This window comes from Agrobacterium sp. CGMCC 11546 (genome assembly GCF_013365515.1).
GTDB classification, from domain to species: Bacteria; Pseudomonadota; Alphaproteobacteria; order Rhizobiales; family Rhizobiaceae; genus Agrobacterium; species Agrobacterium fabrum.
The window spans coordinates 2,238,681-2,264,939 of sequence record NZ_CP047387.1 but is presented as its reverse complement, the minus strand read 5'-3'; the positions used below and the strand labels follow the sequence as shown (position 1 = coordinate 2,264,939).

Here is a 26,259-nt window from a genome sequence, read left to right as displayed (position 1 = left end):
TCCCATGACCAATATCGCTTCCGAAAATGCCGCTTCCAGCCCGAGCCTGATGGCGACGGCCGTGAAGGAGGGCCTGATTGCCGGCGTCATCTCGTTCGGCATGTTCATTCTCTATATCGGCATCATCACCTATCAGGATATCAACAACCAGCTGATCTGGGGCACCCGCTGGGGGCTGCTGGCGATCTTCGTCGCCGTTGCCGCCGTTGGCCGCTTTCTTGTGGTCGGTTTCATCAAGCCGTCGCTGGATCGGCGCAAGCTCTCCAAGGCCAAAAGCGGCGTGCTGGAAATCTCCGAAGAAAAAGGCTTTTTCCATAAGCACTTCCTGAAGTTCGCGCTGGTTCTGCTGCTGCTTTATCCCGTGATTGCCGTGCAGCTTTTCGGTTTTCAGGGTTCGCTGAAATTCGTCGACAATTTCGGCATCCAGATCCTGATCTACGTGATGCTGGCCTGGGGCCTCAATATCGTCGTCGGTCTCGCTGGCCTGCTCGATCTCGGTTATGTGGCCTTTTATGCGGTGGGCGCTTATTCCTACGCGCTGCTTTCCAGCCAGTTCGGCCTGTCCTTCTGGGTGCTTCTACCGGTTGCCGGTATTCTTGCCGGCTTCTGGGGCGTCATCCTCGGTTTCCCGGTGCTTCGTCTTCGCGGCGACTATCTGGCGATCGTCACGCTCGCCTTCGGTGAAATCATCCGTCTCGTGCTGTTGAACTGGACGGCCGTCACCAAGGGCACCTTTGGTATTTCCGGCATCGCCAAGGCGTCCGTCTTCGGCATCTGGTCCTTCGATGTCGGCGCGCCCAACAACTTCGCCAAGGTCTTTGGCCTGTCGATGTCGTCGGCCTATTACAAGATTTTCCTGTTCTACGTGATCCTGCTTCTGTGCATGCTGACGGCTTACGTCACCATCAAGTTGCGCCGCATGCCGATCGGCCGTGCCTGGGAAGCGTTGCGTGAAGACGAAATCGCCTGCCGTTCGCTCGGCATCGATACCGTCATCACCAAGCTCACCGCCTTTGCCACGGGCGCGATGTTCGGCGGTTTTGCCGGTTCGTTCTTCGCTGCGCGTCAGGGTTTCGTGTCGCCGGAAAGCTTCGTGTTCCTCGAATCCGCCGTCATTCTCGCCATCGTCGTTCTCGGCGGCATGGGCTCGCTGACGGGTATCGCCATTGCGGCGCTCGTCATGGTCGGCGGCACCGAGCTTCTGCGCGAAATGGAGTTCCTGAAGCATGTCTTCGGGCCTGATTTCACGCCGGAACTTTACCGCATGCTGCTCTTCGGTCTCGCCATGGTCATCGTCATGCTGTTCAAGCCACGCGGCTTCGTCGGCTCGCGTGAACCCACGGCCTTCCTCAGGGAACGCAAGGCCGTGTCCGGCAGCTTTACCAAGGAAGGTCACGGTTGATGGCTTCCGGAACGATGAACATGACATCCAATACGACCGGCAATACAACTGGCGACACGATCCTCAAGGTCGAACATCTCTCGATGAAGTTTGGCGGCCTGATGGCCATCAACGACTTCTCCTTCGAGGCGAAGCGCGGCGAGATCACCGCGCTGATCGGCCCCAACGGCGCTGGAAAGACCACGGTTTTCAACTGCATCACCGGCTTCTACAAGCCGACGATGGGCATGATCACCATGCGTCAGCAAAACGGCGAGGCGCATCTTCTCGAGCGCCTGCCGGATTTCGAGATTACCAAAAAGGCGAAGGTGGCGCGCACCTTCCAGAACATCCGCCTGTTTTCGGGCCTGACTGTTCTGGAAAACCTGCTGGTGGCGCAGCACAATGCGCTGATGAAGGCTTCGGGTTACACCATTCTCGGTCTTCTCGGCCTGCCCGCCTATAAGAGGGCGGTCGCGAATTCGATCGAGAAGGCCAAATACTGGCTGGAAAAGGCCGATCTGGTAGACCGCGCCGATGACCCTGCCGGTGATCTGCCCTATGGCGCGCAGCGCCGTCTGGAAATCGCCCGCGCCATGTGCACAGGGCCTGAACTTCTGTGCCTCGATGAGCCGGCCGCCGGCCTCAACCCGAAGGAATCGCTGGCGCTCAACACGCTTTTGCGCAGCATACGCGACGAAGGCACGTCGTTGCTCCTGATCGAGCATGACATGTCCGTTGTGATGCAGATTTCCGACCATGTCGTGGTTCTGGAATACGGCCAGAAAATTTCCGACGGTTCGCCGGACCATGTGAAGAACGACCCGAAGGTCATCGCCGCCTATCTTGGTGTCGAGGATGATGAAGTGGAAGACGTGATTGCGGAAGAACTCGACGGAGGAGCGGCCTGATGTCCGGTGAACCGCTTCTGAAAGTCCAGGGTGTCGAAACCTATTATGGCAATATCCGCGCTCTGGCCGGTGTCGATGTCGAAGTCAAAAAGGGTGAAATCGTCAGCCTGATCGGTGCCAATGGCGCCGGCAAGTCGACGCTGATGATGACAATCTGCGGCAGTCCGCAGGCCCGCACGGGCCAGGTGATCTTCGACGGTGAGGACATCACCCAGCTGCCGACGCATCTGATCGCCCGCAAGCGCATCGCCCAGTCGCCCGAAGGCCGCCGGATTTTTCCGCGCATGACGGTACTGGAAAATCTGCAGATGGGCGCCAATCTCGACAACCTGAAATATTTCAAGGAAGACGTCGAGAAGATTTTCGTGATGTTCCCGCGCCTGAAAGAACGCCAGAGCCAGCGTGGCGGCACGCTTTCCGGCGGCGAACAGCAGATGCTCTCCATCGGCCGCGCGCTGATGGCACGGCCGAAGCTGCTTTTGCTCGACGAGCCGTCGCTCGGTCTTGCCCCGCTGATCGTCAAGGGCATCTTCGAGGCGATCAAGAAGCTGAACAAGGAAGAGGGGCTGACCGTCTTCCTGGTGGAGCAGAACGCCTTTGCGGCGCTCAAGCTTTCCGACCGCGCTTATGTGATGGTCAACGGCAAGGTGACGATGAGCGGTTCAGGCAGGGAACTGCTCGCCGATCCGCAGGTGCGCGCCGCCTATCTGGAAGGCGGACGGCACTGAAAGATTTTACTTGCGCCGGAAATTTTGCGGCGCAAGACTGCAAACCGCAACCTGCCGCGGCCCTGGTGCCGACGGCGGGACGCAAACAATAAAATGCCCGGCGGGAAAACGACGGGACGACAGACAAGGCAGGGTCAGGGCGTTTCAGCCCGGCACTGATGGGGAAAGAGATGCAGGGCCTTTTTTTCGAAACCGATAACGGCGTGCGTTACGTTCTGCGCGCACTGGTTGTTCTCTTGGGGTTCTGGACGGCGTGGCGTACGGGCAAATCCGTCGCCGATGGCTGGGGCGATTATACGCGTGTGGTGATCTATACGCTGGCATTGGGGCTCGTCATGCGGTTTCTGCATTACGCGCTCTTCAACGGGCCGTTCATCAACGGCTTCTATTACGTGTTTGACGTCGTTCTTCTTCTGGTCTTTTCCAGCATCGGTTTCCGCATGCGCCGGACAAGCCAGATGGTCAATAACTACTATTGGCTCTACGACCGGACGTCGGCATTTTCCTACAAGAAGAAAGATTGACAGGCGGATTTTTCCGGCTGCACAATGCTCGTCAGAGTGGAACGGTTTCTGTTCGGTTAAGGTGGGTATCGAACAGGTCCTTGCAATCAACCCATCCAAGGAACTGGGAGTTAAAGTAATGAAGAAGTCTCTTCTTTCCGCTGTTGCGCTGACCGCCATGGTCGCGTTTGGCGGTTCGGCCTGGGCCGATGTCGTGATCGCTGTCGGCGCACCGCTGACCGGCCCGAACGCTGCTTTCGGCGCTCAGATCCAGAAGGGTGCCGAACAGGCTGCGAAAGACATCAATGCTGCCGGCGGTATCAATGGCGAGCAGATCAAGATCGTGCTGGGCGACGACGTATCCGACCCCAAGCAGGGTATTTCGGTCGCCAACAAATTCGTTGCTGACGGCGTGAAATTCGTTGTCGGTCACTTCAACTCGGGTGTTTCCATTCCGGCATCGGAAGTTTACGCCGAAAACGGCATTCTCGAAATCACGCCCGCTGCGACCAACCCGGTCTTTACCGAGCGTGGCCTGTGGAACACCTTCCGCACCTGCGGCCGTGACGACCAGCAGGGCGGCATCGCCGGCAAGTACCTGGCCGATCATTTCAAGGACGCCAAGGTCGCCATCATTCACGACAAGACGCCTTATGGTCAGGGTCTTGCCGATGAAACCAAAAAGGCTGCCAATGCTGCCGGCGTGACTGAGGTCATGTATGAAGGCGTCAACGTCGGCGACAAGGACTTCTCCGCGCTGATCTCGAAGATGAAGGAAGCCGGCGTTTCCATCATCTACTGGGGCGGCCTGCACACCGAAGCCGGCCTGATCATCCGCCAGGCGGCTGACCAGGGTCTGAAGGCCAAGCTCGTTTCGGGCGACGGTATTGTCTCGAACGAACTTGCTTCCATCGCCGGCGACGCCGTCGAGGGCACGCTGAACACCTTCGGCCCTGATCCGACGCTGCGCCCGGAAAACAAGGAACTGGTAGAGAAGTTCAAGGCTGCCGGCTTCAACCCGGAAGCCTACACGCTCTACTCCTATGCCGCGATGCAGGCGATTGCAGGCGCCGCGAAGGCTGCGGGTTCCGTGGAGCCGGAAAAGGTTGCCGAAGCCCTGAAGAAAGGCTCCTTCCCGACCGCACTCGGCGAAATTTCCTTCGACGAGAAGGGCGACCCGAAGCTTCCCGGCTACGTCATGTACGAATGGAAGAAGGGTCCGGACGGCAAGTTCACCTACATCCAGCAGGGCAGCTAAGCCTTCAGCGATGCACTATCGAAGCCCGGCAGCGATGCCGGGCTTTTTGTTTTTGACGACACTCTGCTGCTTTGCCTGCCACACTGGAGACAACAAGGCGCGAAACAAAGACCTTCCACGTAAATTGCTATGAGGGGTAGCAATGACGATAAAGCGAGCCACATTTTTATTCCTTGTTCTTGCCGCGCTGGCGACGGTATTCTTCGGCCTTCATGTCTTCAGTAAATCCCGGACGACGCAATTATTCGGCGGCATCATCGCAAGGTTTGAAACGACGCGGCCGGTGGTGGCGCTGACCTTCGACGATGGGCCATCGGCGCGATTCACGCCGGATGTCCTGAGGATCCTGAAGGAGCGCGGGATAAAAGCGACTTTCTTTCTGACGGGCAAGGAGACCGAAGAAAATCTGTCGCAGGCACGCCTGATCGTGAACGATGGGCATCAGGTCGGTAACCACAGCTATACGCATTCCAACATGATGTTCATGGGGCCGGCGCGTATAAGGGACGAGATCGAGCGCACGGATGTGGCTATCCGGGCTGCAGGTTATGAAGGCGAGATCATGTTTCGCCCGCCCTATGGCAAGAAGCTGCTCACTTTGCCATGGTACCTATCCCAACATGACCGGAAAACAATCATGTGGGATATTGAGCCGGAGTCGTTTCCCGATGTCGCTGAAGATACGGCTGCCTTTGCAAAGCAGGTCATCGAGCAAACAAGAAACGGCTCGATAATCATCATGCATGTCATGTATCGAAGCCGTGAAGTATCCCGGCAGGCCTTGCCGTTGATCATCGACGGGTTGCATCAACGCGGGTTCGAGTTTGTCACGGTTTCGCAATTGCTCGAAACTCCCTGAGGCCGGTATCGTCGCGTGTAAGTCAGCCGATGCGTGTCAGGATGAGGTCCGCACGCTCCGCAACGGCTGATTTTGGAAGCACGACAATATCGTAGCCGAGCCCCTCATAATCCCGAACCAGGCGCTCATATTCCTCAACGGCCGCATCGAAACCGTGTTTGCGCTCATCATCGCTTCGGTAGATTTCCGGCCAGGGTGGGGTGAGGAAGACCAGAGAATTATAGCGGTGCGTATCGCGCAACGTATCGATGAAGCGATCGCCGCTTATATGGTGAAGTGCCGAGGCGGCGTCGATCAGGCCGCGATCGAAGAAGACGAGGCCTTCCTTTGGGGTCACCCGACGGTCTTCGAGCGCCATGGCGATGGCTCGGCGGGCGAAAGCCTGCATGTCGATCCAAGGCAGGGCGGTGCCGCCATTGCGGGTTTCCTCGATGACGATGCGACGGCCTGGCTCTTCCACCGTGGCGAAACCGCGCTGGGCGAGTTCAGCAAGCAGGGTGGATTTGCCGCCGCCGGAGCAGCCGGAAAGGATGATGAAACGGTTCATGCGTGTTTGTTCCTGTTTCGAGGATGAGGGTGGAACAGAAGATTTTGGGGAGGATAGGTGGCCGCTTGTTTCTTCTCCCCGAGGGGGAGAAGGTGGCCCGAAGGGTCGGATGAGGGGGCTAGCTCTCCGGATATCTCCGGCCGTGCCACCTCATCCCGCTGCCGCGGACTTCTCCCCCTCGGGGAGAAGAAAGACGCGGCCACCGCTCGCTCAATAGGCGGATGCCTTACGTTCAAGCGGAAAATATATGTTTGTTGAATCTTACCACACTAAACGCATCCGTCACCCCTGATGCAGGACATGCGCCGCCTTGACGGCCGCCGAAGCGCGGTTTTCGACGCCGAGCTTGACGTAAATCTGCTCCAGATGTTTGTTCACGGTTCTGGCGGAAAGGCCGAGAATATCGCCGATATCGCGGTTGGATTTACCCTTGGCGATCCATAACAGCACTTCCGATTCCCGTGTCGTCAGGGCGAAATGGCTTTTCAGCAGATGGTCGTCGGATTTCTCGTTGGCGGCGGTCAGGCGGAAGAGATATTCGTCCGGTCCCATCGCGCCGAGGAAGGAGAGTTGCAGGGCAGGCCGTCCGGCCTCGGTGATCGTCAGCGGCGTGTCGCGGGCGGCATCCACCGTCGCCCGCTCCTTCAGCCAGCCGGAAATATGGGCGACGACAATCTCCAGACCGTCATCGCGGCCGGTGGCGGCATTGACCAGACGGGTTGCCTGTGGGGTGGACCAGTGGATGGCGCCATTGGCGCGCACGGCGAGCAGGTGACGCCCGGCGGCATCGAGCGCCACGCGGGCACTCTGGGCCGAGCGGGCATTGGAGAGATGCACGCGGATGCGGGCGCGCAACTCATCGATGTTGATCGGCTTGGTCAGATAGTCGACCCCGCCGGATTCCAGCGCCCGCACCACATGTTCTGTTTCGGTCAACCCGGTCATGAAGATGACGGGCACCTGCGCCACCGCCGCATTGGCCTTCAGGCGGCGGCAGGTCTCGAAACCGTCCATAACAGGCATGACGGCGTCGAGCAGGATGATATCGGGGGTGATGCGTTCGGCAATGTTGAGGGCTGCCTGACCCGAAGTGGCGATGAGGGCGGAAAAGCCTGACTGTTCCAGCGCATCGGTCAGGAAACCCAGCGCGTCCGGGCTGTCGTCCACCAGCAGGACGATGTCTCTGGGAGCCGCTGCTACCTGACCGCTCATGCCCCGCCGTCTCCCCTGTCGTTGTCTTCAAACCGCTTGAGAAAATGGGCGTAACCGGCCAGATCGAAGGCCTGCACATAGGTGCCGAGCTCTTGCGTGAAGGGCAGGTTGTCCGTGTTGCGGGCAAGATCGGCGAGTTTAGCCTCTATGCCGCGTATGTAGCCTATTTCGCCGAGCCGCTGCAAATCCTTGATGTGAATTGCACCGGGATGAACGACCTGCGCTGGCGGCTGGGTAACGGGTGCCGGGGGCAGGTCCGTCTCGTAGATCCATTTCAGGCCAAGATGGACGGCAAGCCGGTCGCACAGGTGACGGATATCGACCGGCTTGGCGATGGCGTCATTGTGGTTGTCGTCGCCCGCACCCGCGACCGCCCCATCACCGATATTGGCCGAGAGCATGATAAGCGGCGCGGTCTGACCAGCCTCGCGCAGCTTCGTCACAAGCTGCCAGCCGGTCATGCCGGGCATGGAAATATCGATGAGGAAAAGATCGGGTTTCACGCCTTCGATGAGGGTGAGGCACTCGGGGCCTGATTGGGCGGTAAGCACCACGAAGTCGAGCGGTGAAAGCACCTGTCGCATCAGCTCGCGGTGATCCTCGTTGTCGTCTACCACCACGATGGTGCGGCGTGGGCCTGAATAGGAGCGGATGGTCTTTTCCGGCGCAGGGGCGGTGCTTGGCCGGTGGACGGCGGAAAGCATCAGGCGGACGCGGAAGGTGGAGCCATTGTCCTTTTCGCTGGAGACGGAAATTTCGCCGCCCAGCGTGTTGGTCAGAAGCCTGGTGATGGTGAGCCCGAGGCCGAGGCCGGGCATCGGCCGCACGCTTTCGGCCTCGCCGCGCTGGAAGGGTTCGTAAATGCGGGCGAGATCCTTTTCGGCAATGCCGCGGCCGGTATCGGACACGGTGAAACTTGCCACCTGGCTGCGATAGGCGACATCGAAGGTGACGCTGCCCTCATCGGTGAACTTGATGGCGTTGGAGAGCAGGTTGACGAGGATCTGGCGCAGCCGCTTTTCGTCGGTGCGGACATATTGCGGCAGAGCGGCGGTGCGCTCGTGGCGGAATTCCAGCCCCTTGGCCTGCGCCTGCGGGCGGAACATATCAACGACCTGATCGAGGAAGTCCTTGATATTGATCTCGTTGGAATAGACCTGCAGACGGCCGGCCTCGATCTTGGAGATATCCAGAAGCCCGTCGATCAGACCGGAAAGGTGATCGGCGGAGCGGCGGATGACCTTGATGGCCGATTGCCGGGGAGGGGGAATGGTCTCGTCACGCTCGAGAATCTGGGCATAACCAAGAACGGCGTTGAGCGGTGTGCGCAGTTCATGGCTAAGACCCACCACGTAGCGGCTCTTGGCACGGTTGGCAGCCTCAGCGGTTTCCTTGGCGTCCTGAAGGGCGGCATCGGTCTTCTTGTGGGCAGCGATTTCCTTCAGCAGCAGCGTATTCTGGCGCGAGGATTCCTCTTCCGCCACCACCCGGCTGTCATGGGCAAGCACAAGGAACCAACAGACGATGCCGGCGATGACGGCAAAGACGAAAAACACGATGAGGATGGTGCGGTTCACCACGTCAGCCGTCGCCGGCGAGGCGGTGCCGACCTGATGGGCGATCAGCGCCAATATGCCGCCGATGGCGGTGACGGCGATGGCCGCCGCCATGCCGTAGCGTCCGAGCCGCGTGGCGAGCTTTGCCACCAGTTGCCGGGGCAGGAAGGTTTTCGCGATGCTTGCCACCTGATAGTTCAGCTTCGCCTTCGGCTTGCACATGTCGTGGCAGCGGCTGTCCAGCGAGCAGCAGAGCGAACAGATCGGCGCAGCATAGGCCGGACACCATGCCATGTCTTCCGGTTCGAACGGGTGTTCGCAGATCGAGCAGGTGATGCTGCTTTCTTCGCGCCATTTCTGACGCGGCTTGCGGGCCAGGTAAAATTTCCCCTTGGTGGCAAAGGCCAGCGTCGGTGAGGCAATAAAGGCGACAATCAACGTCAGATAGGGCGCCAGCGAAGCGGTGAGCGGGCCGAAGGTGCCGAAATGCGCCATGAGCGCAATGGTCGCCGAAAGCGCCATGGAGCCGACGCCGACCGGATTGATATCGTAGAGATGGGCGCGCTTGAATTCGATGCCGGGCGGGGCAAGGCAAAGCGGTTTGTTGATGAAGAGATCGGCTGAGATGGTGCAGAGCCATGCCATGGCGATGATGGAGAAGATGCCGAGCGTTTCTTCCAGCAGGCGGTAGATGCCGAGTTCCATCAGAAGCAGCGCGATCGCCACATTGAAGACCAGCCAGACGACGCGGCCGGGGTGGCTGTGGGTGAGGCGCGAGAAGAAATTCGACCAGGCGAGCGAACCCGCATAGGCGTTCATCACGTTGATCTTCAGCTGCGAGACGACCACGAAGGCGACCATCAGTAGCATGGCCGCCGTCTCGTTGGGGATCATGTATCCGAAGGCGGTGAGATACATCTGCGCCGGATCGGCGGCGCGGTCCACCGAGACGCCGGAGCTGAAGGTGAGGACCACGAGGAAGGAGCCGGCCAGCAGCTTCGGCACGCCGACGACGACCCAGCCGGCACCGGCCAGAAACACCGCGATGCGGTGGCGCAGCCGGCTCTGGCCTTCGGCGGGCAGGAAGCGCAGGAAATCCACCTGTTCGCCGATCTGCGACATCAATGCCAGGATGACGGCAGACGCTGCGCCGAATTCGACCAGATTGAAATCCGCCACGGTGCCCGGCGGACCGGAGGCATGGTGAATGCCGGAGAAGGCCCGCCACAGATCGTATTTTTCCCAGTCCATCAAGGCGATGAAGATGAAGGGCAGGATGTTCAGCACGATCCAGAAGGGCTGGGTGATGATCTGGAAACGGCTGATCAGGCGCACGCCGTGGGTGACGAGCGGAATGACCATGACGGCGGAGATGATGTAGCCGATCCAGAGCGGTATGCCGAGCGCCAGTTCCAGCGCGCCGGACATGATCGACGCCTCTATGGCGAAGAGCATGAAGGTGAAGGCGGCATAGATGAGCGAGGTGATGGTGGAGCCGATATAACCGAAGCTTGCGCCGCGCGTCAGGAGATCGATATCGACGCCGTGGCGGATGGCATAACGGCTAATCGGCAGGCCAACCGCGAGCATGGCGATGGCCGCGACGATGATGGCGTAGAAGGCATTTGTGGTGCCGTAGGAGAGCGTGATGGCGCCGCCGATGGCTTCCAGCGCCAGAAAGGAAATCGCGCCGATGGCCGTGTGGGAAATGCGGTTGGAGGAAAATTGCCGTGCGCTTTTGGCGGTGAAGCGCAGCGCATAATCTTCCAGCGTCTGGTTGGCGACCCAGCGGTTATATTCGCGCCTGACGGGGATGATGCGTTGCCGTGCGGCCATGCCTAGGATCCAGCGCCTTTCCGAAAATGATGTTTCGTCGTTCTCACAGCCGCACCGACATGCCGCCGTCCACCGTCAATATGTGGCCGTTGACGAAGGAGGCCGCGTCGCTGGCGAGAAACAGGGCGGCCCCGGCGATTTCATCGGGCCTGCCCCAGCGCTCCAGCGGTACGCGCAGCTTGGCAAAGGCCACCATGTCAGGGTTTTCGGCAAGGGCGGCATTGGTTTCGGTGGCGAACATGCCGGGGGCAATGGCGTTGCTGGTGATGCCGCGCGCGCCATATTCCACGGCAATCGCCCGCATCAGCCCGGTCAGCCCCTGTTTGGCGACGGGATAGATCGCATCACCCGGCCGGACGATATGGCCGAGAATGGAGGTGATGGTGATGATGCGGCCGTAACCGTTGGCATTCATGGCTTCAGCCGCATCACGCGACAGCGAGATGGAGGAGGTGAGGTCGGTGCGGATGAGCTCCAGCACGTCGTCGTCGGTAAATTCGGCAAGCGGGCGGCGGTCGCGCGCGCCGACATTGTTGACGAGGATATCGAGGTGGCCGGCCTCATCCATGATGCGGCGGACAAGCGCGCTTCCTGCAGCCGTGTCGGCAATATCGAAGGCTGCATAATCGGCCTTTCCGCCCGCCTTGCGCAGCGTGTCGACCGCCTGTTGCAACGTCTCGGCGTTACGGCCGGTCAGCCAGACATGGGCGCCCGCCTCGGCGAAGCCTTTGGCGATTTCGAAACCGAGGCCGCGACCGCTGCCGGTGATGATGGCGGTGCGGTTTTCGAGAGAGAATTTCTGGAGAATGCCCATCGCTCACCTTCTTGCTTGACGTGCTGCAACTTCGTCGAGTTTGCGCCTAAGGAAGAATATGACGGGCGGGCAGAGGGCGAAAAGGTCGCGTGTCCGGCCCAGCCGTTCGGTGGACATAAAAATGGCGTCGCCCGGTTGCGGGCGACGCCATGTCCTGGGTTATCAGGCAGCAGCCGACTTTGCGAGCGGCACTTCTGCGATCGTCTTCAGAACGACGGAAGCGATCTGGTAGGGGCAGCCCTGCGAATTCGGACGACGGTCTTCGAGGTAACCACGGTAACCGTTGTTGACGAAGGAGTGCGGAACGCGGATCGAGGCGCCACGGTCTGCCACGCCATAGGAGAACTTGTTCCACGGAGCGGTTTCGTGCTTGCCGGTCAGGCGCAGATGGTTGTTCGGACCGTAAACGTCGATGTGCTCCTGCCAGTTCTTGGCGAAAGCGGCCATGAGGGCTTCGAAATAGTCCTTGCCGCCAACTTCGCGCATGAACTTGGTCGAGAAGTTGCAATGCATGCCGGAGCCGTTCCAGTCGGTATCGCCGAGCGGCTTGCAATGGAATTCAACGTCGATGCCGTACTGTTCGCAAAGACGCAGCAGCAGGTAACGGGCGATCCAGATCTGGTCGGCGGCGCGCTTGGAGCCCTTGCCGAATACCTGGAATTCCCACTGGCCCTTGGCCACTTCGGCGTTGATGCCTTCATGGTTGATGCCGGCTTCGAGGCAGAGATCGAGGTGTTCTTCAACGATTTCGCGGGCAACCGAGCCGACGTTCTTGAAGCCGACGCCGGTGTAATACGGACCCTGCGGAGCGGGGTAGCCCTGTTCCGGGAAGCCGAGCGGGCGGCCGTCCTGGTAGAAGAAATATTCCTGTTCGAAACCGAACCATGCGTCTTCGTCTTCGAGGATCGTGGCGCGGCTGTTGGAAGCGTGAGGGGTAACGCCATCGGGCATCATGACTTCGCACATGACGAGCGCGCCGTTGGTGCGGGCCGGATCCGGGTAGATCGCAACGGGCTTCAGCACGCAATCCGACGAGTGGCCTTCGGCCTGCTGGGTGGAGGAGCCGTCAAAACCCCAAAGCGGCAGCTGCTCGAGTGTGGGGAATTCATCGAATTCCTTGATCTGTGTCTTGCCGCGCAGGTTTGCGACCGGCTTGTATCCGTCCAGCCAGATGTACTCGAGTTTGAACTTAGTCATTACGAACCTCTCATAGGTAACAATGCGAAGCCTTGAGGCTTGCCGTGGCTTTTGCCACCGGAAGCACATTCGCGTTCAAGGGCTGACCCCTTAGATGCATGCCGCGTGCCAGATTGGCGATATCGGCCGATTTTTTCGAAAAATCTTTCAGGGGCCTTGGCGCGCCGGGGCTGCAATATCGGCGACGCCCGCTTCTGTTGCACTGCGGCAGGCAAATTCACCCCTCATGTTTCATCATTGAATCCTGATAGATAGCCGGCATCCTCAGCTGAAATGCCCTGCTGCGATGCAATGATTTCGATTGCGCGCGACGGATTGGCATTTGCCCCAAAAACTGGCGCTTTCGGAATGGTTTTTCTTGCTGATTGACCGTTTAATGCCTATATTTTTCGCAACGTGATTTTTTTTTAATCAAACGGAGCGAATCCAGTCTTTGCGGGTTTGCTCCAGACCTAAATGTTTCGATGCAAACAAAGTGAGATGGTCGATATGGCAACTGGCTTTCATCGCGAGACGGCAACGATCTTTCAATTCCCGGTTGGCGGGCGTGCGGGCGTTTCCAAGTTCCGCAATAGCGGGCTGAGCGAGCTTGAGCGTGAGGCAAAGGAGCCGCACGTGGATTTCGGCTCCTGGTATCATGACGACGCGATCCGTGACGAAGAGCGGGACGGCAAGCCGCATTCGTGATCTGAGACGTTGCCGCGTCTTCTTCTCCCTGCAGGGGAGAAAATGGCGCGGATGGTCGGATAGAGGGCTAGCTTTCCGTATTTCTCGACCGTTACCCTCTCATTCCGCTGCCGCAGACTTACTCTCGGCGGGGAAGAAACAAGTGGAGGCGTCCCGCTGCACATGGGCACTTCTGCCCGGGAGTTAACTTCCCCACACATCCCTATGCAGCTTTCGCCACCCCGCCTACGTCAATTGACGTATACGGTTTCGCATCCGCGAGATCGATAGTCCCTCCCAGCAGCGGCCGCAGATGCCGCTGAGCCTCCACGAGAGGCCAACAAGGAGAGGGGTTCTTCCGATGATGTTCCGCAAGACGCTTAGTGCTGCGCTGCTTGGCGCTATCCTGTCCACCACCGCCTTCCATGGCGCTTTTGCCGCAGACGACACCATCAAGGTCGGCGTGCTGCATTCGCTGTCCGGCACCATGGCGATTTCAGAGACGACGCTGAAGGATGCCATGCTGATGCTCATCGACGAGCAGAACAAGAAGGGCGGCGTTCTCGGCAAGAAGCTCGAAGCCGTCGTGGTCGATCCGGCCTCCGACTGGCCGCTGTTTGCCGAAAAGGCCCGCCAGCTGATTTCGCAGGACAAGGTCGCCGCCGTGTTCGGCTGCTGGACCTCGTCGTCGCGTAAATCCGTTCTGCCTGTTTTCGAAGAGCTGAACTCGATCCTGTTCTACCCGGTTCAGTACGAGGGTGAAGAATCCTCGCGCAACATCTTCTACACCGGTGCCGCACCGAACCAGCAGGCCATTCCGGCTGTCGATTATCTCGCCAGCACCGAAGGTGTGGAGCGCTGGGTTCTGGCCGGCACGGACTATGTCTATCCGCAGACTACAAACAAGATCCTGAAGGCCTACCTGATGTCGAAGGGCGTCAAGGAAGAGGACATCATGATCAACTACACGCCGTTCGGCCATTCCGACTGGCAGACGATCGTGTCCGACATCAAGAAATTCGGCTCGGCCGGCAAGAAGACCGCCGTGGTTTCCACCATCAATGGTGACGCCAACGTGCCCTTCTACAAGGAACTGGCCAACCAGGGCGTCAAGGCCGAGGATATCCCGGTCGTCGCCTTCTCGGTGGGCGAAGAGGAACTCGCCGGTCTCGACACAGCCCCGCTCGTCGGCCACCTTGCCGCCTGGAATTACTTCCAGTCCGTCGATGCACCCATCAATGCCGAGTTCATCAAGACCTGGCATGCATTCACCAAGAACGACAAGCGCGTGACCAACGACCCGATGGAAGCCGCCTATATCGGCTTCAACGCCTGGGTAAAGGCCGTCGAATCCGCCGGCACCACCGATACGGACAAGGTGCTCGACTCGATTATCGGCGTCTCCGTGCCGAACCTTTCGGGCGGTTACTCGACCGTGATGCCGAACCACCACATCACCAAGCCGGTGCTGATCGGTGAAATCCAGGCTGACGGGCAGTTCGAAATCGTGCAGCAGACCCCGCAGGTCGTGGGGGATGAATGGTCGGATTACCTGCCGGACTCGAAGGATCTGATCTCGGATTGGCGCAAGCCGATGTCGTGCGGCAACTTCAATGTGGCCAGTGGAAAGTGCGGCGGCAAGGGTAGCTGATAGCGGGGTTGGTGCCGCCTCCTCTCTTGGGGGCGGTGCTTCAATAATTGAAAACTGAACAAGCATGCCCCCCTCTGCCCTGCCGGGCATCTCCCCCACAGGTGGGGAGATCGACTCGTGGCGAGGCCCCGCATTTCTCGTCGGTCGCGATGGAGCGACGTAGGTGCACCTTGCCGATCTCCCTCCTTGTGGGGAGATGCCCGGCAGGGCAGAGGGGGGTAAGCCGCATACTCATCGCCAGATAAAATACACGGCCGCCCTAAGGACCCCCGACATGACGATCCGATCTTTTCTCGGAGCCATCTTCCTCTGGTTCACCATGGGGATCGCAGCCCACGCCGTCGCGCAAAGCGACCCAAAGGCGCTGATCGACCAGCTCGGCACGGCTGATTTCAAGCAGGCCGAAACATTGATCGGGCAGATCGCCGCAACCGGCGATGCGCGTGTCGTTCCGGCGCTGGAGGCTTTTGCGGCGGGCGATCTCTACGTGCGCAAATCCGACAATCTCGTCTTCATGACCAAGCCCGCCGGTTCCGATTTCACGCTGATCGACCCGCTGACGGGTGAAAGCGCCGGCTCGGCGCCGAAGGCGACCGTTACCAAGATCAGGGTGAACAATAATCTACGCCGTGTCATCCGCGCCGCGATGGGCGGGCTGACGCTGCTCAGCCCGGAAAAATCCGTGCGGCTTTCGGCGGCTGACGCGGTCCTGAAAGCGCCGAGCGCTGAAAATCTCGAATTGCTGGAAGCGGCCATATCAAAGGAAACCGATAATGAGGTGCGGACCCGGATGGAGGAGGCGCGGGCTGTCTCGCTGCTCTCCTCCGACCGCCCCCTCGAGGTGAAGAAAGAAGCGATCGCCACCATCAAGAAGCTCGGTGGGCGCGATGCGATCAGCATTCTGATGGCGGCGACGCCCTCGGTCGATCCGAGCCTGAAGCCGGATGTGGACGAGGCGATTTCCAGCATCGAAAGCGCGCTTGCTTTCTGGGATTACGCACAGAATGTCTGGTACGGCCTGTCGCTCGGCTCTGTGCTGCTGCTCGCCGCCATCGGCCTTGCCATCACCTTTGGCGTGATGGGTATCATCAACATGGCGCATGGTGAAATGGTGATGATCGGCGCTTATTCCACCTTCATGGTGCAGGAGTTGATCCGCAGTCATTTCCCCGGCCTGTTCGACTGGTCATTGGCGATTGCCCTGCCGGCCGCTTTTCTGGTCACGGCCTGCGTCGGCCTCGTCATGGAGCGCGGCGTCATCCGCTATCTTTACGGGCGGCCGCTGGAAACCCTGCTCGCCACCTGGGGCATCTCGCTGATCCTGCAACAGGGCGTGCGCTCCATCTTCGGCCCCACCAACCGGGAAGTCGGCAGCCCGAGCTGGATGTCCGGCTCCTTCAGCGTCGGTTATCTCAATTTCACCTGGAACCGGGTGTGGATCGTCTGCTTCTCGCTGTCGGTGTTTTTTGCGCTGCTGGTGCTGCTTAAGCGCTCCGCCTTCGGGTTGCAGATGCGCGCCGTGACCCAGAACCGCCGCATGGCTTCTTCCATGGGCATTCGCACCCCCTGGGTGGATGCCTTCACCTTCGCGCTCGGTTCAGGCGTTGCCGGTCTTGCCGGCGTGGCGCTGTCGCAGATCGACAATGTCTCGCCCAATCTCGGCCAGAGCTACATCATCGACAGTTTCATGGTGGTGGTGTTCGGCGGTGTCGGCAATCTCTGGGGAACGCTGGTAGGTGCCCTGTCGCTCGGCGTGCTCAACAAGTTCCTCGAGCCGACGGTGGGGGCCGTGCTTGGCAAGATCCTCGTGCTCGTCCTCATCATCCTGTTCATCCAGAAGCGGCCGCGTGGTCTCTTCGCACTCAAGGGAAGGGCGATCGAAGCATGATTACCGGCTTCCTCCTGCGCGCGCTCGATCGCCGCATTTCCATCGCCATCGGCATTATTCTAGCCATTGCCGTGCTGGTGCCCGCCTCAAACCTGCTTTTGCCGGAGGGCAGCGCGTTCCGCATCCCGACCTATATCATGTCGATGCTGGGCAAATATTTGGCCTATGCGTTACTGGCGCTGGCGCTTGATCTGGTCTGGGGTTATTGCGGCATCCTCTCGCTTGGCCACGCCGCCTTCTTCGCGCTCGGCGGTTATGCCATGGGCATGTATCTGATGCGGCAGATCGGCACGCGCGGCGTTTATGGCCATCCTGTGCTGCCTGACTTCATGGTGTTCCTCAACTGGAAGGAATTGCCGTGGTTCTGGCAAGGCTTCGACATGTTCTGGTTTGCGGCGCTGATGGTGCTTGTGGTGCCAGGGCTGCTGGCCTTCGTGTTTGGCTGGTTCGCCTTCCGCTCGCGCGTCAACGGCGTTTATCTCTCGATCATCACCCAGGCCATGACCTATGCCCTGCTGCTTGCCTTCTTCCGCAACGACATGGGTTTCGGCGGCAATAACGGCCTCACCGATTTCAAGGATATTCTCGGTTTTTCGGTGCAGGCGGATGGCACGCGCGCCGTGCTGTTTGCCATCACGGCCGTGATGCTGGCGCTTTCGCTGCTCATCGCATCCGGCATCGTCAATTCCAAATTTGGCAAGGTGCTGGTCGGCGTGCGCGATGCCGAGAGCCGGGTGCGCTTCCTCGGTTTCCGGGTGGAAAACATCAAGCTTTTCACCTTCGTTGTCTCGGCGATGATGGCGGGTATTGCCGGTGCGCTGTTCGTGCCGCAGGTGGGCATCATCAACCCCGGCGAATTTTCTCCCGCCAACTCCATCGAGGTGGTGGTGTGGACGGCAGTCGGCGGGCGCGGCACGCTGATCGGGCCGATCATCGGCGCGCTGCTGGTCAATGGCGGCAAGAGCTATTTCACCGGCGCTTTCCCTGAATTCTGGTTGTTTGCGCTGGGTGGGCTGTTCATCGCGGTGACGCTGTTCTTCCCCAAGGGCATCGTCGGCACAATCCAGCATTATCTGGCCGGGCGGCGTGAGAAGCGTGTCGCGCGGGCGGCGGCGGCCAAGCAGCCGGGCAACGACAGTGCGGCAACGGCAGCGCAACAGGCGGCGGAGTAAGCCCATGAACACGGTTTCCGAAAACAGAACCAAAAGCCTGCTTTATCTCGATGGCGTTTCCGTCTCCTTCGATGGGTTCAGAGCGCTGAACTCCCTCTCCTTCGTGGTCGAGCCGGGCGAGCTTCGCGCCATCATCGGCCCGAATGGCGCGGGCAAGACGACAATGATGGACATCATCACCGGCAAGACCCGGCCGGATACCGGCACGGTGCTGTTCGAGGATAGTATCGATCTCACCAAAAAGGACGAGGCGGATATTGCCCAGCTGGGCATCGGCCGGAAATTCCAGAAGCCGACGGTGTTCGAAAGCCATACCGTCTGGGACAATCTGGAACTGGCACTGAACCGCAAGCGCGGTGTCTTCGCCACGCTGTTCTACCGGCTGACGCAGGAGGACAAGGCACGCATCGAGGAAATCCTCGCCACCGTGCGGCTTGGCCACCGTCGCGGCGATCTCGCGGCCAATCTTTCGCACGGTCAGAAACAATGGCTTGAGATCGGCATGCTTCTGGCGCAGGAGCCGAAGCTGCTGCTGGTGGATGAGCCGGTGGCGGGCATGACGGATGCGGAGACAGCTGAAACCGCCGTGCTTTTGAAGGAAATCGCCAAGACCCGTTCAGTGGTGGTGGTGGAGCACGACATGGGCTTCATCCGCGAACTGGGCGTGAAGGTGACGTGTCTCGCCGAAGGTTCGGTGCTGGCGGAAGGGTCGATTGATTTCGTGTCGAGCGATCCGAAGGTGATCGAGAATTATCTGGGGCGGTGATGGTGGTGTTTGCGGTTTTACCCCCTCTGCCCTGCCGGGCATCTCCCCCTCAAGGGGGGAGATCGGCAAGTCGCTAACACCCTGCCCAATAAGCGAGCGGGTGCGGCATCTGATCTCCCTCCTTGAGGGGGAGATGCCCGGCAGGGCAGAGGGGGGTAACGCCCCCCACCGAAGCATCAATGGAGTAACACCATGCTGAACGTCGAAAACATCAACCTTCACTACGGCGCGGCGCAAGCCCTGCGCGGCGTGTCGCTGAAAGCGGAGATGGGCAAGATCACCTGCGTCCTCGGCCGCAATGGCGTGGGCAAAAGCTCGCTATTGCGCGCCGTCACGGGTCAGCAGCCCACCAGTGCCGGCTCGATCAGCTTTGATGGTGCGCCGCTTGACGGGCTGGCGCCCTATCACCGGGCCAAGCGCGGTGTCGGCTATGTGCCGCAGGGCCGTGAAATCTTTCCGCTGCTTAGCGTTCAGGAGAACCTTGAAAGCGGTTATGCGCCGCTGCCGCGCAAGGAGCGTTTCATTCCCGACGATATTTTCAGCCTGTTTCCGGTGCTGCAATCGATGCTGGGCAGGCGCGGTGGCGATTTGTCCGGGGGACAGCAGCAGCAACTCGCCATCGGCCGGGCGCTGGTGACGCGGCCGAAAATCCTCGTTCTCGATGAGCCGACCGAGGGCATCCAGCCGTCGATCATCAAGGATATCGGCCGGGCGATCAAATATCTGCGCGATTCCACCGGCATGGCGATCCTGCTGGTCGAACAATATCTGGATTTCTGCCGTGAGCTTGCCGACTATGTCTACATCATGGACCGCGGTGAGATCGTGCATGAAGGGCTCGCCGAGACGCTGGATACGCCCGAAGCGCGGCGTCATCTGACAGTATAATCGGAGAGTAAAAGCGCTGCGCGCCGATCACGGCGTGCAAACGGCCGATTAATATTTTGAAAGCCTATGCGCCTCTGCATGGCTTTTATGCGCAATTTTAGCATTTCGTTGAATAAAAGCCTGTGATATTGGCAGCGCATATGCTGCATGCGAGACACAGGAAAAGTCTATTCGCACGCCGCGACAGTTGATCCCTTACATTCCATGCACCTCCGACGTATCGTCGGAGACATAGTGCCAATAAAGGCGTGTCAATGCATCAAGACTTTGCAACTGGCCGGGCTGCCCGGCTGTTCCGCTCCGCCCGCACCCTGGTTCTCGGCCTTGCGATGTGCGCGAGCGCCGGCGTCGCAGCGTCGGCATCGACTTGCGGCCAGCTTCCCGGACCTGGCATGGAGCCGGGCCGGCATGATTTTTCCATTCTCTCCAACGGTGAGAAACGCGACGGCGTCTATTTTGTTCCATCGGCCTATGATGGAAAAAAGCCGCTGCCGGTCGTCTTTGATTTCCATGGCTCCAACAGCAACCCGCATGGGCAGCTGAACCGCAGCGGCTGGGACAAGCTTGCCGAGCGCGACGGCCTGATGGTCGTGGCGCTGGCCGGTAGCCTCAATGGCGAATTGCCCGGCACCCATGCCTGGAACGTTCCCGGTGTCACCAAACGTCCGGGCGGGCTGGATGAAGTCGGCTTCATCCGCGATGCCATCACCATGGTGAAGGGCAAGTTCTGCGTGGATGAGGAGCGCTTTTACGGTTCCGGTTATTCCGGCGGCGGGCGCATGCTGTCGCAATTCATCTGCAGCGGCAACGCGGATTTTAACGCTGCCGGTTTCGTCGCTTCGCTCCGCGCCGGTTATCCGCTGGAGACCGAAGGCAAGTGGGGCCCCGATGCGGCAAGCTGCCAGCCGGCGCGGCCAATGTCGATCATCGCCTTTGCCGGGTTGAAGGACCCCGCCAATCCCTATCAGGGCGGCGGCAAGTCCTATTGGCAATATAGCGGCGAAACGGCGCTGAAGCGTTGGGCTGAGATGGACGGCTGCAAGGGCGGCGCAAAAACCAAGCCGGGTGAGAGTTTTACCGTTAATTCCTATGACGTCTGTAAGGCTGGCGCGCGTATTCAGTCCTATGTCATCGAGAACTGGGACCATGCCTGGCCGCGCGCCACCATGAAGGCGGAAGTGCTGGCCGCGAGCGCCGTCGTCACCCGCAAGCCGGGCGGCGAGCAGACGCCGAAGGCTGAACCTGCCGTGGAGCGCAAGACGCCCACAGGCGAAGTGACGCGCACAGTTGATGCGGCCGAAAGAATGTGGGATTTCTTCCGCAACACGGAAGGACAGATGGTGGTGGACGCCGTCGTCAAGAAGGATTGCGGCACCAAGGCCAATTCCGCTTCCGCAAGCGCTTCGGAGACCGCGTGCAGTCAGAACAGCAAGCCATCGGCGCTTCCGGTTGTGAAGACGCTCAACAACCTGTCCCGCAGCAGCGCGCCCGTGGCAGAGGACGCATTGTAACCAAGGCGGTTGAAGGGCGCAGCCGGCTGGACGAGTTGTTCCAGGAAGGCTGTGCCAAAATCCGCCTGCCGGACACGTTTTCGAACGAAGCCGAGGCCATTCTCATCAATTCCTCCGGCGGGCTCACCGGCGGAGACGAGATCGAATGGCATGCGGTCGCCGGTGCCGGCACCTCGCTTGTCGTGACCACGCAGGCCTGCGAAAAGGTCTACAAGGCATCATCAGGCACAGCCACGGTCACCGCCCGCATTTCCGCCGGGCCGGGCGCGAAACTGCACTGGTTGCCGCAGGAAACCATCCTCTTCGATCGGGCATCGCTCACCCGCCGGCTGGAAGCCGATCTCGACCAATCCTCCGAATTCATCGCTGTCGAAGCCGTGCTGCTTGGCCGAAAGGCCATGGGTGAGGCGATGACACACGGGCTTTTCCGTGACCGCTGGCGCATTCGCCACGGGGGCAGGCTGGTGCATGCGGAAGAATTGCTGCTTGAGGGCGAGGTGGCGGAGTTGACCGCGAAACCGGCGGTTCTGGCCGGGCAGGTCGCCTTTGCCACGCTGCTTTACATCGGGCCTCTCTCCGAGGCGCTTCTGCCTAAAATCCGGGCTATTGCCGGTGAAAGCGGCGGGGCCAGCGAATGGCAGGGCAAGCTTGTCGTGCGTGTGTCCGCGGCGGACGGTTTCTCGCTGAGAAAATTGCTTTTTCCGATCATTTCGCTCTTGCGAAACGGCGCGCCAGTGCCGAAAGTCTGGAATCTGTAAACCCTTCGGATCGTCGGCAACCGGCGTCCTTCGGGGTCTGTCAAATGTCGGATCTGATCTCCCGCAAACCTGCTTTGCGGAGCAGATGCCAAGCTGCGGGACGACGATGAATCTTAGCCCAAGAGAAAAAGACAAGCTGCTGATTTCCATGGCCGCCATGGTGGCGCGCCGCCGACTGGAGCGCGGCGTGAAGCTCAACTATCCCGAAGCGATTGCGCTGATTAGCGATTTCGTCGTCGAGGGCGCCCGGGACGGTCGCGCCGTTGCCGACCTGATGGAGGCCGGTGCGCATGTGATTTCACGCGATCAGGTGATGGAAGGCATTGCCGAAATGATCCATGATGTGCAGGTGGAAGCGACCTTCCCTGATGGCACCAAGCTGGTGACCGTTCACGAACCGATCCGCTGAGGGGGACGATATGGCGCTGGAGCTTCGGCCCAATTGCGAATGCTGCGACCGCGATCTTGCGCCCGATAGCCGGGATGCGATGATCTGCTCGTTCGAATGCACCTTTTGCGCCGATTGTGCGAGCGACGTGCTTCACGGTGCCTGCCCGAATTGCGGCGGCGAACTGGTCCGCAGGCCGGTCCGTCCGGCGGCAAAACTCGTTAACAACCCAGCGTCGACACGGCGCGTCCTGAAGGCCGAAGGCTGCGCAGCCGCGACTGCCGCCTGAGACAGAAATTAAGGGGAGCCCCATGAAACCAGGCGAAATCATTGCCGCAGAAGGCACCATCGAACTTAATGCCGGCCAGCCGACGGTGACGATCGAGGTGGCCAATTCGGGCGACCGGCCGGTGCAGGTGGGCAGCCACTATCATTTCTTCGAGACCAATGCCGGTCTCCTCTTCGATCGTGACAAGGTGCGCGGCATGCGTCTCGATATTCCCGCCGGCACGGCGGTGCGTTTCGAGCCCGGCCAGAAGCGGGAAGTGACGCTGGTGCCGCTATCCGGCAAGCGCGAGGTTTATGGGTTTCGTCAACAGGTCATGGGGAGGTTATGAAATGGCGACGGCGCATTATCATGGAAGCTGCCAGTGCGGCAGCGTCAGCTTCGAGGTCGATGCCGATCTCGATCATACCGTCATCTGCAATTGTTCGCGCTGCAAGCGTCTTGGCTCCACGCTCGCCTTTGCGCCGCGGGAGAAATTCACCCTGCTTTCCGGCGAGGACAAGCTGAGCGAATATCTCTTCAACAAGCACAAGATCCATCATTTTTTCTGCTCCACCTGCGGCATTGAAAGCTTTGCTTATGCCGATGGGCCTGACGGCACGCCGATGGTGGCGGTCAATGCCAATTGTCTTGATGGTGTCGATCCGCGGGCGCTGAAATCGCAGGCTTTCGATGGCGCGGCGGCCTGAGAGATGGCGATGAACCCGAAAAACTTCCGCTTGGCGGCCGCGGCGCTGCTGTTTCTGACAGCCGGCGCGGCAGGCCCGGCGTTTGCCGACGACGCGCCCGATTGCAAGGCGCCGCAGACGCAGGCGGATATGACCATCTGCGCCGGCAAGGACCATGAAAAGGCCGACAAGGCGCTAGACGCCGCGTATCAGAAGCTTCGCAAGCAGCTTGCCGAGCGCGACAAGACGGCCGATGCAAGCAGCAAGGGTGCGACCGATGCGCTGGTGACGGCCCAGCGCGCATGGGTGACTTTTCGTGACGCCAATTGCGCTCTCGCCGGTTTTCAGGCGCGTGGCGGCACGATGGAGCCGATGCTGATCGCCTCCTGCCTCGCCGATATGAGCAGCAAGCGCGCCGACGAATTGCGCCAGCTCTCGGAAGGTTTCTGAACGGCATGGGGCGGCGGATCATGATTGTTGGAAACGGGGAACTGCCGCCGGGTGTGGCTGGTTTCATCGATCTTTCCGACATCGTCATCCGTTTCAATGATTGCCGGTCGCTGGGTGCCGGTGGCAGGCGCACGGATGTGGTGGCCGTCTGCAATACCGGGCGGCCGGGCCACGAGATGACGCAAGGCCGTGACTGGCGCGAAAGCGACGGTGTGCGGCAGGCCTCCGCCCTATGGTCGGTGCGCGATCCCGCCAAGTTTTCAGAAATGGAGCCGGGCATCCGCGCGCGCTGGCCGGAGCTAACCGATTTCTGCGTCGATTATACCGCCGGTTTTGCGGCAATCGCCGCAGAAACCAGCAAAAGCCATATCGTCATTCCACGCGACGTGCATGAGCGCCTTGATAAGGCGCTCGCGGCTCATGCGCCAGCGCCCTATGTCTGCCCCAGCACCGGCCTTGTTGCCATTGCCCATGTTCTCGAGAGTGTGAGCGGTGATGGTGATGAGGTGGCGATTGCCGGTTTCAGCCACCAGGGCTGGAGCGGCCATCCCTTTGCTGCCGAACAACAACTGGTCGATACCCTCTCAAACGAGGGCCGGCTGGCACGAATTTCTCCCACATCGATTTTCTCCGCGTCCCAAGGAGCCTGAACCCATGCCTTACAAGATTTCCCGCGCCGCTTATGCCGGCATGTTCGGCCCGACCGTTGGCGACAAGGTGCGGCTTGCCGATACCGAACTCTTCATCGAGATCGAGAAGGACCACACGACCTATGGCGAGGAAGTGAAATTCGGCGGCGGCAAGGTCATTCGCGACGGCATGGGCCAGAGCCAGGCAACGCGGGCCGAAGGGGCTGTCGATACCGTCATCACCAATGCCGTCATCGTCGACCACAGCGGCATCTACAAGGCGGATGTGGGCCTGAAGAACGGCCGCATCCACGCCATCGGCAAGGCTGGCAACCCGGATACGCAGCCGGGTGTGACGATCATCGTCGGCCCCTCGACGGAGGCAATTGCCGGTGAAGGCAAGATACTAACCGCCGGCGGCATGGATGCGCATATCCATTACATCTGCCCGCAGCAGATCGAGGAAGCGCTGATGAGCGGTGTGACCTGCATGCTGGGCGGCGGTTCCGGCCCCGCGCACGGCACGCTTGCCACCACCTGCACCGGCGCGTGGCACATCGAGCGCATGATCGAAAGCTTCGACGCTTTCCCGATGAACCTCGCACTCGCGGGTAAAGGCAATGCCTCGCTGCCGGCACCGCTGGAAGAAATGATCCTTGCCGGCGCTTCCTCGCTGAAGCTGCATGAGGACTGGGGCACGACACCCGCCGCCATCGACAATTGCCTGACGGTGGCCGACGAATATGATGTGCAGGTGATGATCCACACCGACACGCTGAATGAAAGCGGTTTCGTCGAAGACACCGTCGCCGCCATCCGGGGCCGCACCATCCATGCCTTCCACACCGAAGGTGCGGGTGGCGGGCACGCGCCTGATATCATCAAGGTCTGCGGCAACCCGAACGTCATTCCGTCCTCCACCAACCCGACGCGGCCCTATACCGTCAATACACTTGCCGAACATCTGGACATGCTGATGGTGTGTCATCACCTGTCGCCGTCCATTCCTGAGGATATTGCCTTTGCCGAAAGCCGCATCCGCAAGGAAACCATTGCGGCGGAGGATATTCTCCACGATATCGGCGCGTTTTCGATCATCTCGTCGGACAGCCAGGCCATGGGCCGCGTGGGCGAAGTGGCGATCCGCACCTGGCAGACCGCCGACAAGATGAAGCGCCAGCGCGGCCGTCTGAAGGAGGAGACGGGCGAAAACGACAATTTCCGGGTGCGCCGTTACATCGCCAAATATACCATCAACCCGGCCATTGCCCAGGGTGTCAGCCATGAGATCGGCTCCGTCGAAGTCGGCAAGCGCGCCGATCTTGTCTTGTGGAACCCGGCCTTTTTCGGCGTGAAGCCGGAAATGGTACTGCTTGGCGGTTCGATTGCGGCAGCCCCGATGGGCGATCCGAATGCCTCCATTCCCACACCGCAGCCGATGCATTATCGGCCGATGTTTGCCGCCTATGGCAAGCTGCGCACCAATTCCTCGGTCACTTTCGTGTCGCAGGCGTCGCTGGATGGTGGCCTTGCCCAGCGCCTCGGCGTTGCCAAGAAGCTGCTGGCGGTGAAGAATGTGCGTGGCGGCATTTCCAAGGCGTCGATGATCCACAATTCGCTCACCCCGCATATCGAGGTCGATCCCGAGACCTATGAGGTGCGGGCGGATGGCGAGTTGCTGACCTGTGAACCGGCCACCGTGCTGCCAATGGCGCAGCGTTATTTCCTGTTTTAAC

Annotated in this window: 26 protein-coding genes; 21 read left to right on the top strand and 5 right to left on the bottom strand. The window is 60.3% G+C overall.

The genetic code is table 11. The features are described 5' to 3' along the window. Nucleotides 1-4 precede the first annotated feature (4 nt). The 6 genes from livM (at nucleotide 5) to GSF67_RS11305 (ending at nucleotide 5,640) form a co-directional block, all read left to right on the top strand. The gene (gene livM / locus GSF67_RS11330) at nucleotides 5-1,402 is read left to right on the top strand and encodes a high-affinity branched-chain amino acid ABC transporter permease LivM (RefSeq protein WP_006314980.1); all 1,398 of its coding nucleotides are present in this window, start codon (nucleotides 5-7) and stop codon (nucleotides 1,400-1,402) included. Next, on the top strand, nucleotides 1,402-2,292 hold the full coding sequence (locus GSF67_RS11325) for an ABC transporter ATP-binding protein (RefSeq protein ID WP_006314981.1): 891 nt from the start codon (nucleotides 1,402-1,404) through the stop codon (nucleotides 2,290-2,292). The genes livM and GSF67_RS11325 overlap by 1 nt, the downstream gene beginning before the upstream one ends. Further along, nucleotides 2,292-3,020 carry an ABC transporter ATP-binding protein gene (locus tag GSF67_RS11320; protein ID WP_006314982.1) on the top strand — a complete coding sequence of 243 codons (729 nt, stop codon included), beginning with the start codon at nucleotides 2,292-2,294 and terminating at the stop codon, nucleotides 3,018-3,020. Before GSF67_RS11325 ends, GSF67_RS11320 begins: the two co-directional genes overlap by 1 nt. 170 nt (nucleotides 3,021-3,190) lie before the next feature. Beyond that, a complete protein-coding gene (locus tag GSF67_RS11315) occupies nucleotides 3,191-3,544 on the top strand; it encodes a DUF6867 family protein (protein ID WP_006314983.1) in 354 nt (117 codons plus the stop codon). A gap of 118 nt (nucleotides 3,545-3,662) precedes the next feature. After that, nucleotides 3,663-4,781: a branched-chain amino acid ABC transporter substrate-binding protein gene (locus GSF67_RS11310; RefSeq protein ID WP_006314984.1), complete on the top strand. Its 1,119-nt coding sequence runs from the start codon at nucleotides 3,663-3,665 to the stop codon at nucleotides 4,779-4,781. A gap of 142 nt (nucleotides 4,782-4,923) precedes the next feature. Beyond that, nucleotides 4,924-5,640, top strand: coding sequence for a polysaccharide deacetylase family protein (locus GSF67_RS11305; RefSeq protein WP_006314985.1), 717 nt, complete (start codon nucleotides 4,924-4,926; stop codon nucleotides 5,638-5,640). Between the two features lie 22 nt (nucleotides 5,641-5,662). Here GSF67_RS11305 and GSF67_RS11300 read toward each other — a convergent pair whose 3' ends face one another. The 5 genes from GSF67_RS11300 to GSF67_RS11280 form a co-directional block, all read right to left on the bottom strand. Continuing rightward, the gene (locus GSF67_RS11300; RefSeq protein ID WP_006314986.1) at nucleotides 5,663-6,187 is read right to left on the bottom strand and encodes an AAA family ATPase; all 525 of its coding nucleotides are present in this window, start codon (nucleotides 6,185-6,187) and stop codon (nucleotides 5,663-5,665) included. 282 nt (nucleotides 6,188-6,469) lie between these two features. After that, nucleotides 6,470-7,399: a response regulator gene (locus tag GSF67_RS11295; protein WP_006314987.1), complete on the bottom strand. Its 930-nt coding sequence runs from the start codon at nucleotides 7,397-7,399 to the stop codon at nucleotides 6,470-6,472. Continuing rightward, a complete protein-coding gene (locus tag GSF67_RS11290; RefSeq protein WP_006314988.1) occupies nucleotides 7,396-10,791 on the bottom strand; it encodes an ATP-binding protein in 3,396 nt (1,131 codons plus the stop codon). Before GSF67_RS11290 ends, GSF67_RS11295 begins: the two co-directional genes overlap by 4 nt. Before the next feature lie 43 nt (nucleotides 10,792-10,834). After that, nucleotides 10,835-11,605: an SDR family oxidoreductase gene (locus GSF67_RS11285; RefSeq protein ID WP_006314989.1), complete on the bottom strand. Its 771-nt coding sequence runs from the start codon at nucleotides 11,603-11,605 to the stop codon at nucleotides 10,835-10,837. A 162-nt stretch (nucleotides 11,606-11,767) separates the two neighbouring features. Then, nucleotides 11,768-12,802, bottom strand: a complete 1,035-nt coding sequence (locus tag GSF67_RS11280; protein WP_006314990.1) for a glutamine synthetase beta-grasp domain-containing protein — start codon at nucleotides 12,800-12,802, stop codon at nucleotides 11,768-11,770. Between the two features lie 480 nt (nucleotides 12,803-13,282). Between GSF67_RS11280 and GSF67_RS11275 the strand changes: the two genes are divergently transcribed. From GSF67_RS11275 to ureC, 15 genes are all read left to right on the top strand, one after another. Then, the gene (locus tag GSF67_RS11275) at nucleotides 13,283-13,489 is read left to right on the top strand and encodes a DUF2735 domain-containing protein (protein WP_006314993.1); all 207 of its coding nucleotides are present in this window, start codon (nucleotides 13,283-13,285) and stop codon (nucleotides 13,487-13,489) included. A gap of 340 nt (nucleotides 13,490-13,829) precedes the next feature. Beyond that, nucleotides 13,830-15,119, top strand: coding sequence for an urea ABC transporter substrate-binding protein (urtA, locus tag GSF67_RS11270; RefSeq protein ID WP_006314994.1), 1,290 nt, complete (start codon nucleotides 13,830-13,832; stop codon nucleotides 15,117-15,119). 274 nt (nucleotides 15,120-15,393) lie between these two features. Then, entirely contained in the window at nucleotides 15,394-17,007 is a 1,614-nt protein-coding gene (gene urtB / locus GSF67_RS11265; protein ID WP_006314995.1) for an urea ABC transporter permease subunit UrtB, read from the top strand. Beyond that, a complete protein-coding gene (urtC, locus tag GSF67_RS11260; protein WP_006314996.1) occupies nucleotides 17,004-18,179 on the top strand; it encodes an urea ABC transporter permease subunit UrtC in 1,176 nt (391 codons plus the stop codon). Before urtB ends, urtC begins: the two co-directional genes overlap by 4 nt. A gap of 4 nt (nucleotides 18,180-18,183) precedes the next feature. Then, the gene (gene urtD, locus GSF67_RS11255; protein WP_006314997.1) at nucleotides 18,184-18,945 is read left to right on the top strand and encodes an urea ABC transporter ATP-binding protein UrtD; all 762 of its coding nucleotides are present in this window, start codon (nucleotides 18,184-18,186) and stop codon (nucleotides 18,943-18,945) included. Between the two features lie 192 nt (nucleotides 18,946-19,137). Then, on the top strand, nucleotides 19,138-19,833 hold the full coding sequence (gene urtE / locus GSF67_RS11250; RefSeq protein ID WP_006314998.1) for an urea ABC transporter ATP-binding subunit UrtE: 696 nt from the start codon (nucleotides 19,138-19,140) through the stop codon (nucleotides 19,831-19,833). A gap of 254 nt (nucleotides 19,834-20,087) precedes the next feature. Continuing rightward, nucleotides 20,088-21,344 carry a PHB depolymerase family esterase gene (locus GSF67_RS11245; RefSeq protein ID WP_006314999.1) on the top strand — a complete coding sequence of 419 codons (1,257 nt, stop codon included), beginning with the start codon at nucleotides 20,088-20,090 and terminating at the stop codon, nucleotides 21,342-21,344. Then, nucleotides 21,269-22,102, top strand: a complete 834-nt coding sequence (locus GSF67_RS11240) for an urease accessory protein UreD (RefSeq protein ID WP_176072035.1) — start codon at nucleotides 21,269-21,271, stop codon at nucleotides 22,100-22,102. Before GSF67_RS11245 ends, GSF67_RS11240 begins: the two co-directional genes overlap by 76 nt. A 106-nt stretch (nucleotides 22,103-22,208) precedes the next feature. Next, nucleotides 22,209-22,511, top strand: a complete 303-nt coding sequence (locus GSF67_RS11235; RefSeq protein ID WP_006315002.1) for an urease subunit gamma — start codon at nucleotides 22,209-22,211, stop codon at nucleotides 22,509-22,511. A 10-nt stretch (nucleotides 22,512-22,521) separates the two neighbouring features. Beyond that, nucleotides 22,522-22,779 (top strand): DUF1272 domain-containing protein, encoded by a 258-nt coding sequence (locus GSF67_RS11230; RefSeq protein WP_006315003.1) that lies wholly within the window; start codon nucleotides 22,522-22,524, stop codon nucleotides 22,777-22,779. 22 nt (nucleotides 22,780-22,801) lie between these two features. Further along, the gene (locus GSF67_RS11225) at nucleotides 22,802-23,107 is read left to right on the top strand and encodes an urease subunit beta (RefSeq protein ID WP_006315004.1); all 306 of its coding nucleotides are present in this window, start codon (nucleotides 22,802-22,804) and stop codon (nucleotides 23,105-23,107) included. Between the two features lies 1 nt (nucleotide 23,108). Next, nucleotides 23,109-23,465, top strand: coding sequence for a GFA family protein (locus GSF67_RS11220; RefSeq protein WP_010972298.1), 357 nt, complete (start codon nucleotides 23,109-23,111; stop codon nucleotides 23,463-23,465). Between the two features lie 9 nt (nucleotides 23,466-23,474). Then, on the top strand, nucleotides 23,475-23,894 hold the full coding sequence (locus tag GSF67_RS11215; RefSeq protein ID WP_006315006.1) for a lysozyme inhibitor LprI family protein: 420 nt from the start codon (nucleotides 23,475-23,477) through the stop codon (nucleotides 23,892-23,894). 5 nt (nucleotides 23,895-23,899) lie between these two features. Continuing rightward, nucleotides 23,900-24,544: a hypothetical protein gene (locus tag GSF67_RS11210; protein ID WP_006315007.1), complete on the top strand. Its 645-nt coding sequence runs from the start codon at nucleotides 23,900-23,902 to the stop codon at nucleotides 24,542-24,544. 4 nt (nucleotides 24,545-24,548) lie between these two features. Further along, the gene (ureC, locus tag GSF67_RS11205; RefSeq protein ID WP_006315008.1) at nucleotides 24,549-26,258 is read left to right on the top strand and encodes an urease subunit alpha; all 1,710 of its coding nucleotides are present in this window, start codon (nucleotides 24,549-24,551) and stop codon (nucleotides 26,256-26,258) included. Nucleotide 26,259 lies beyond the last annotated feature (1 nt).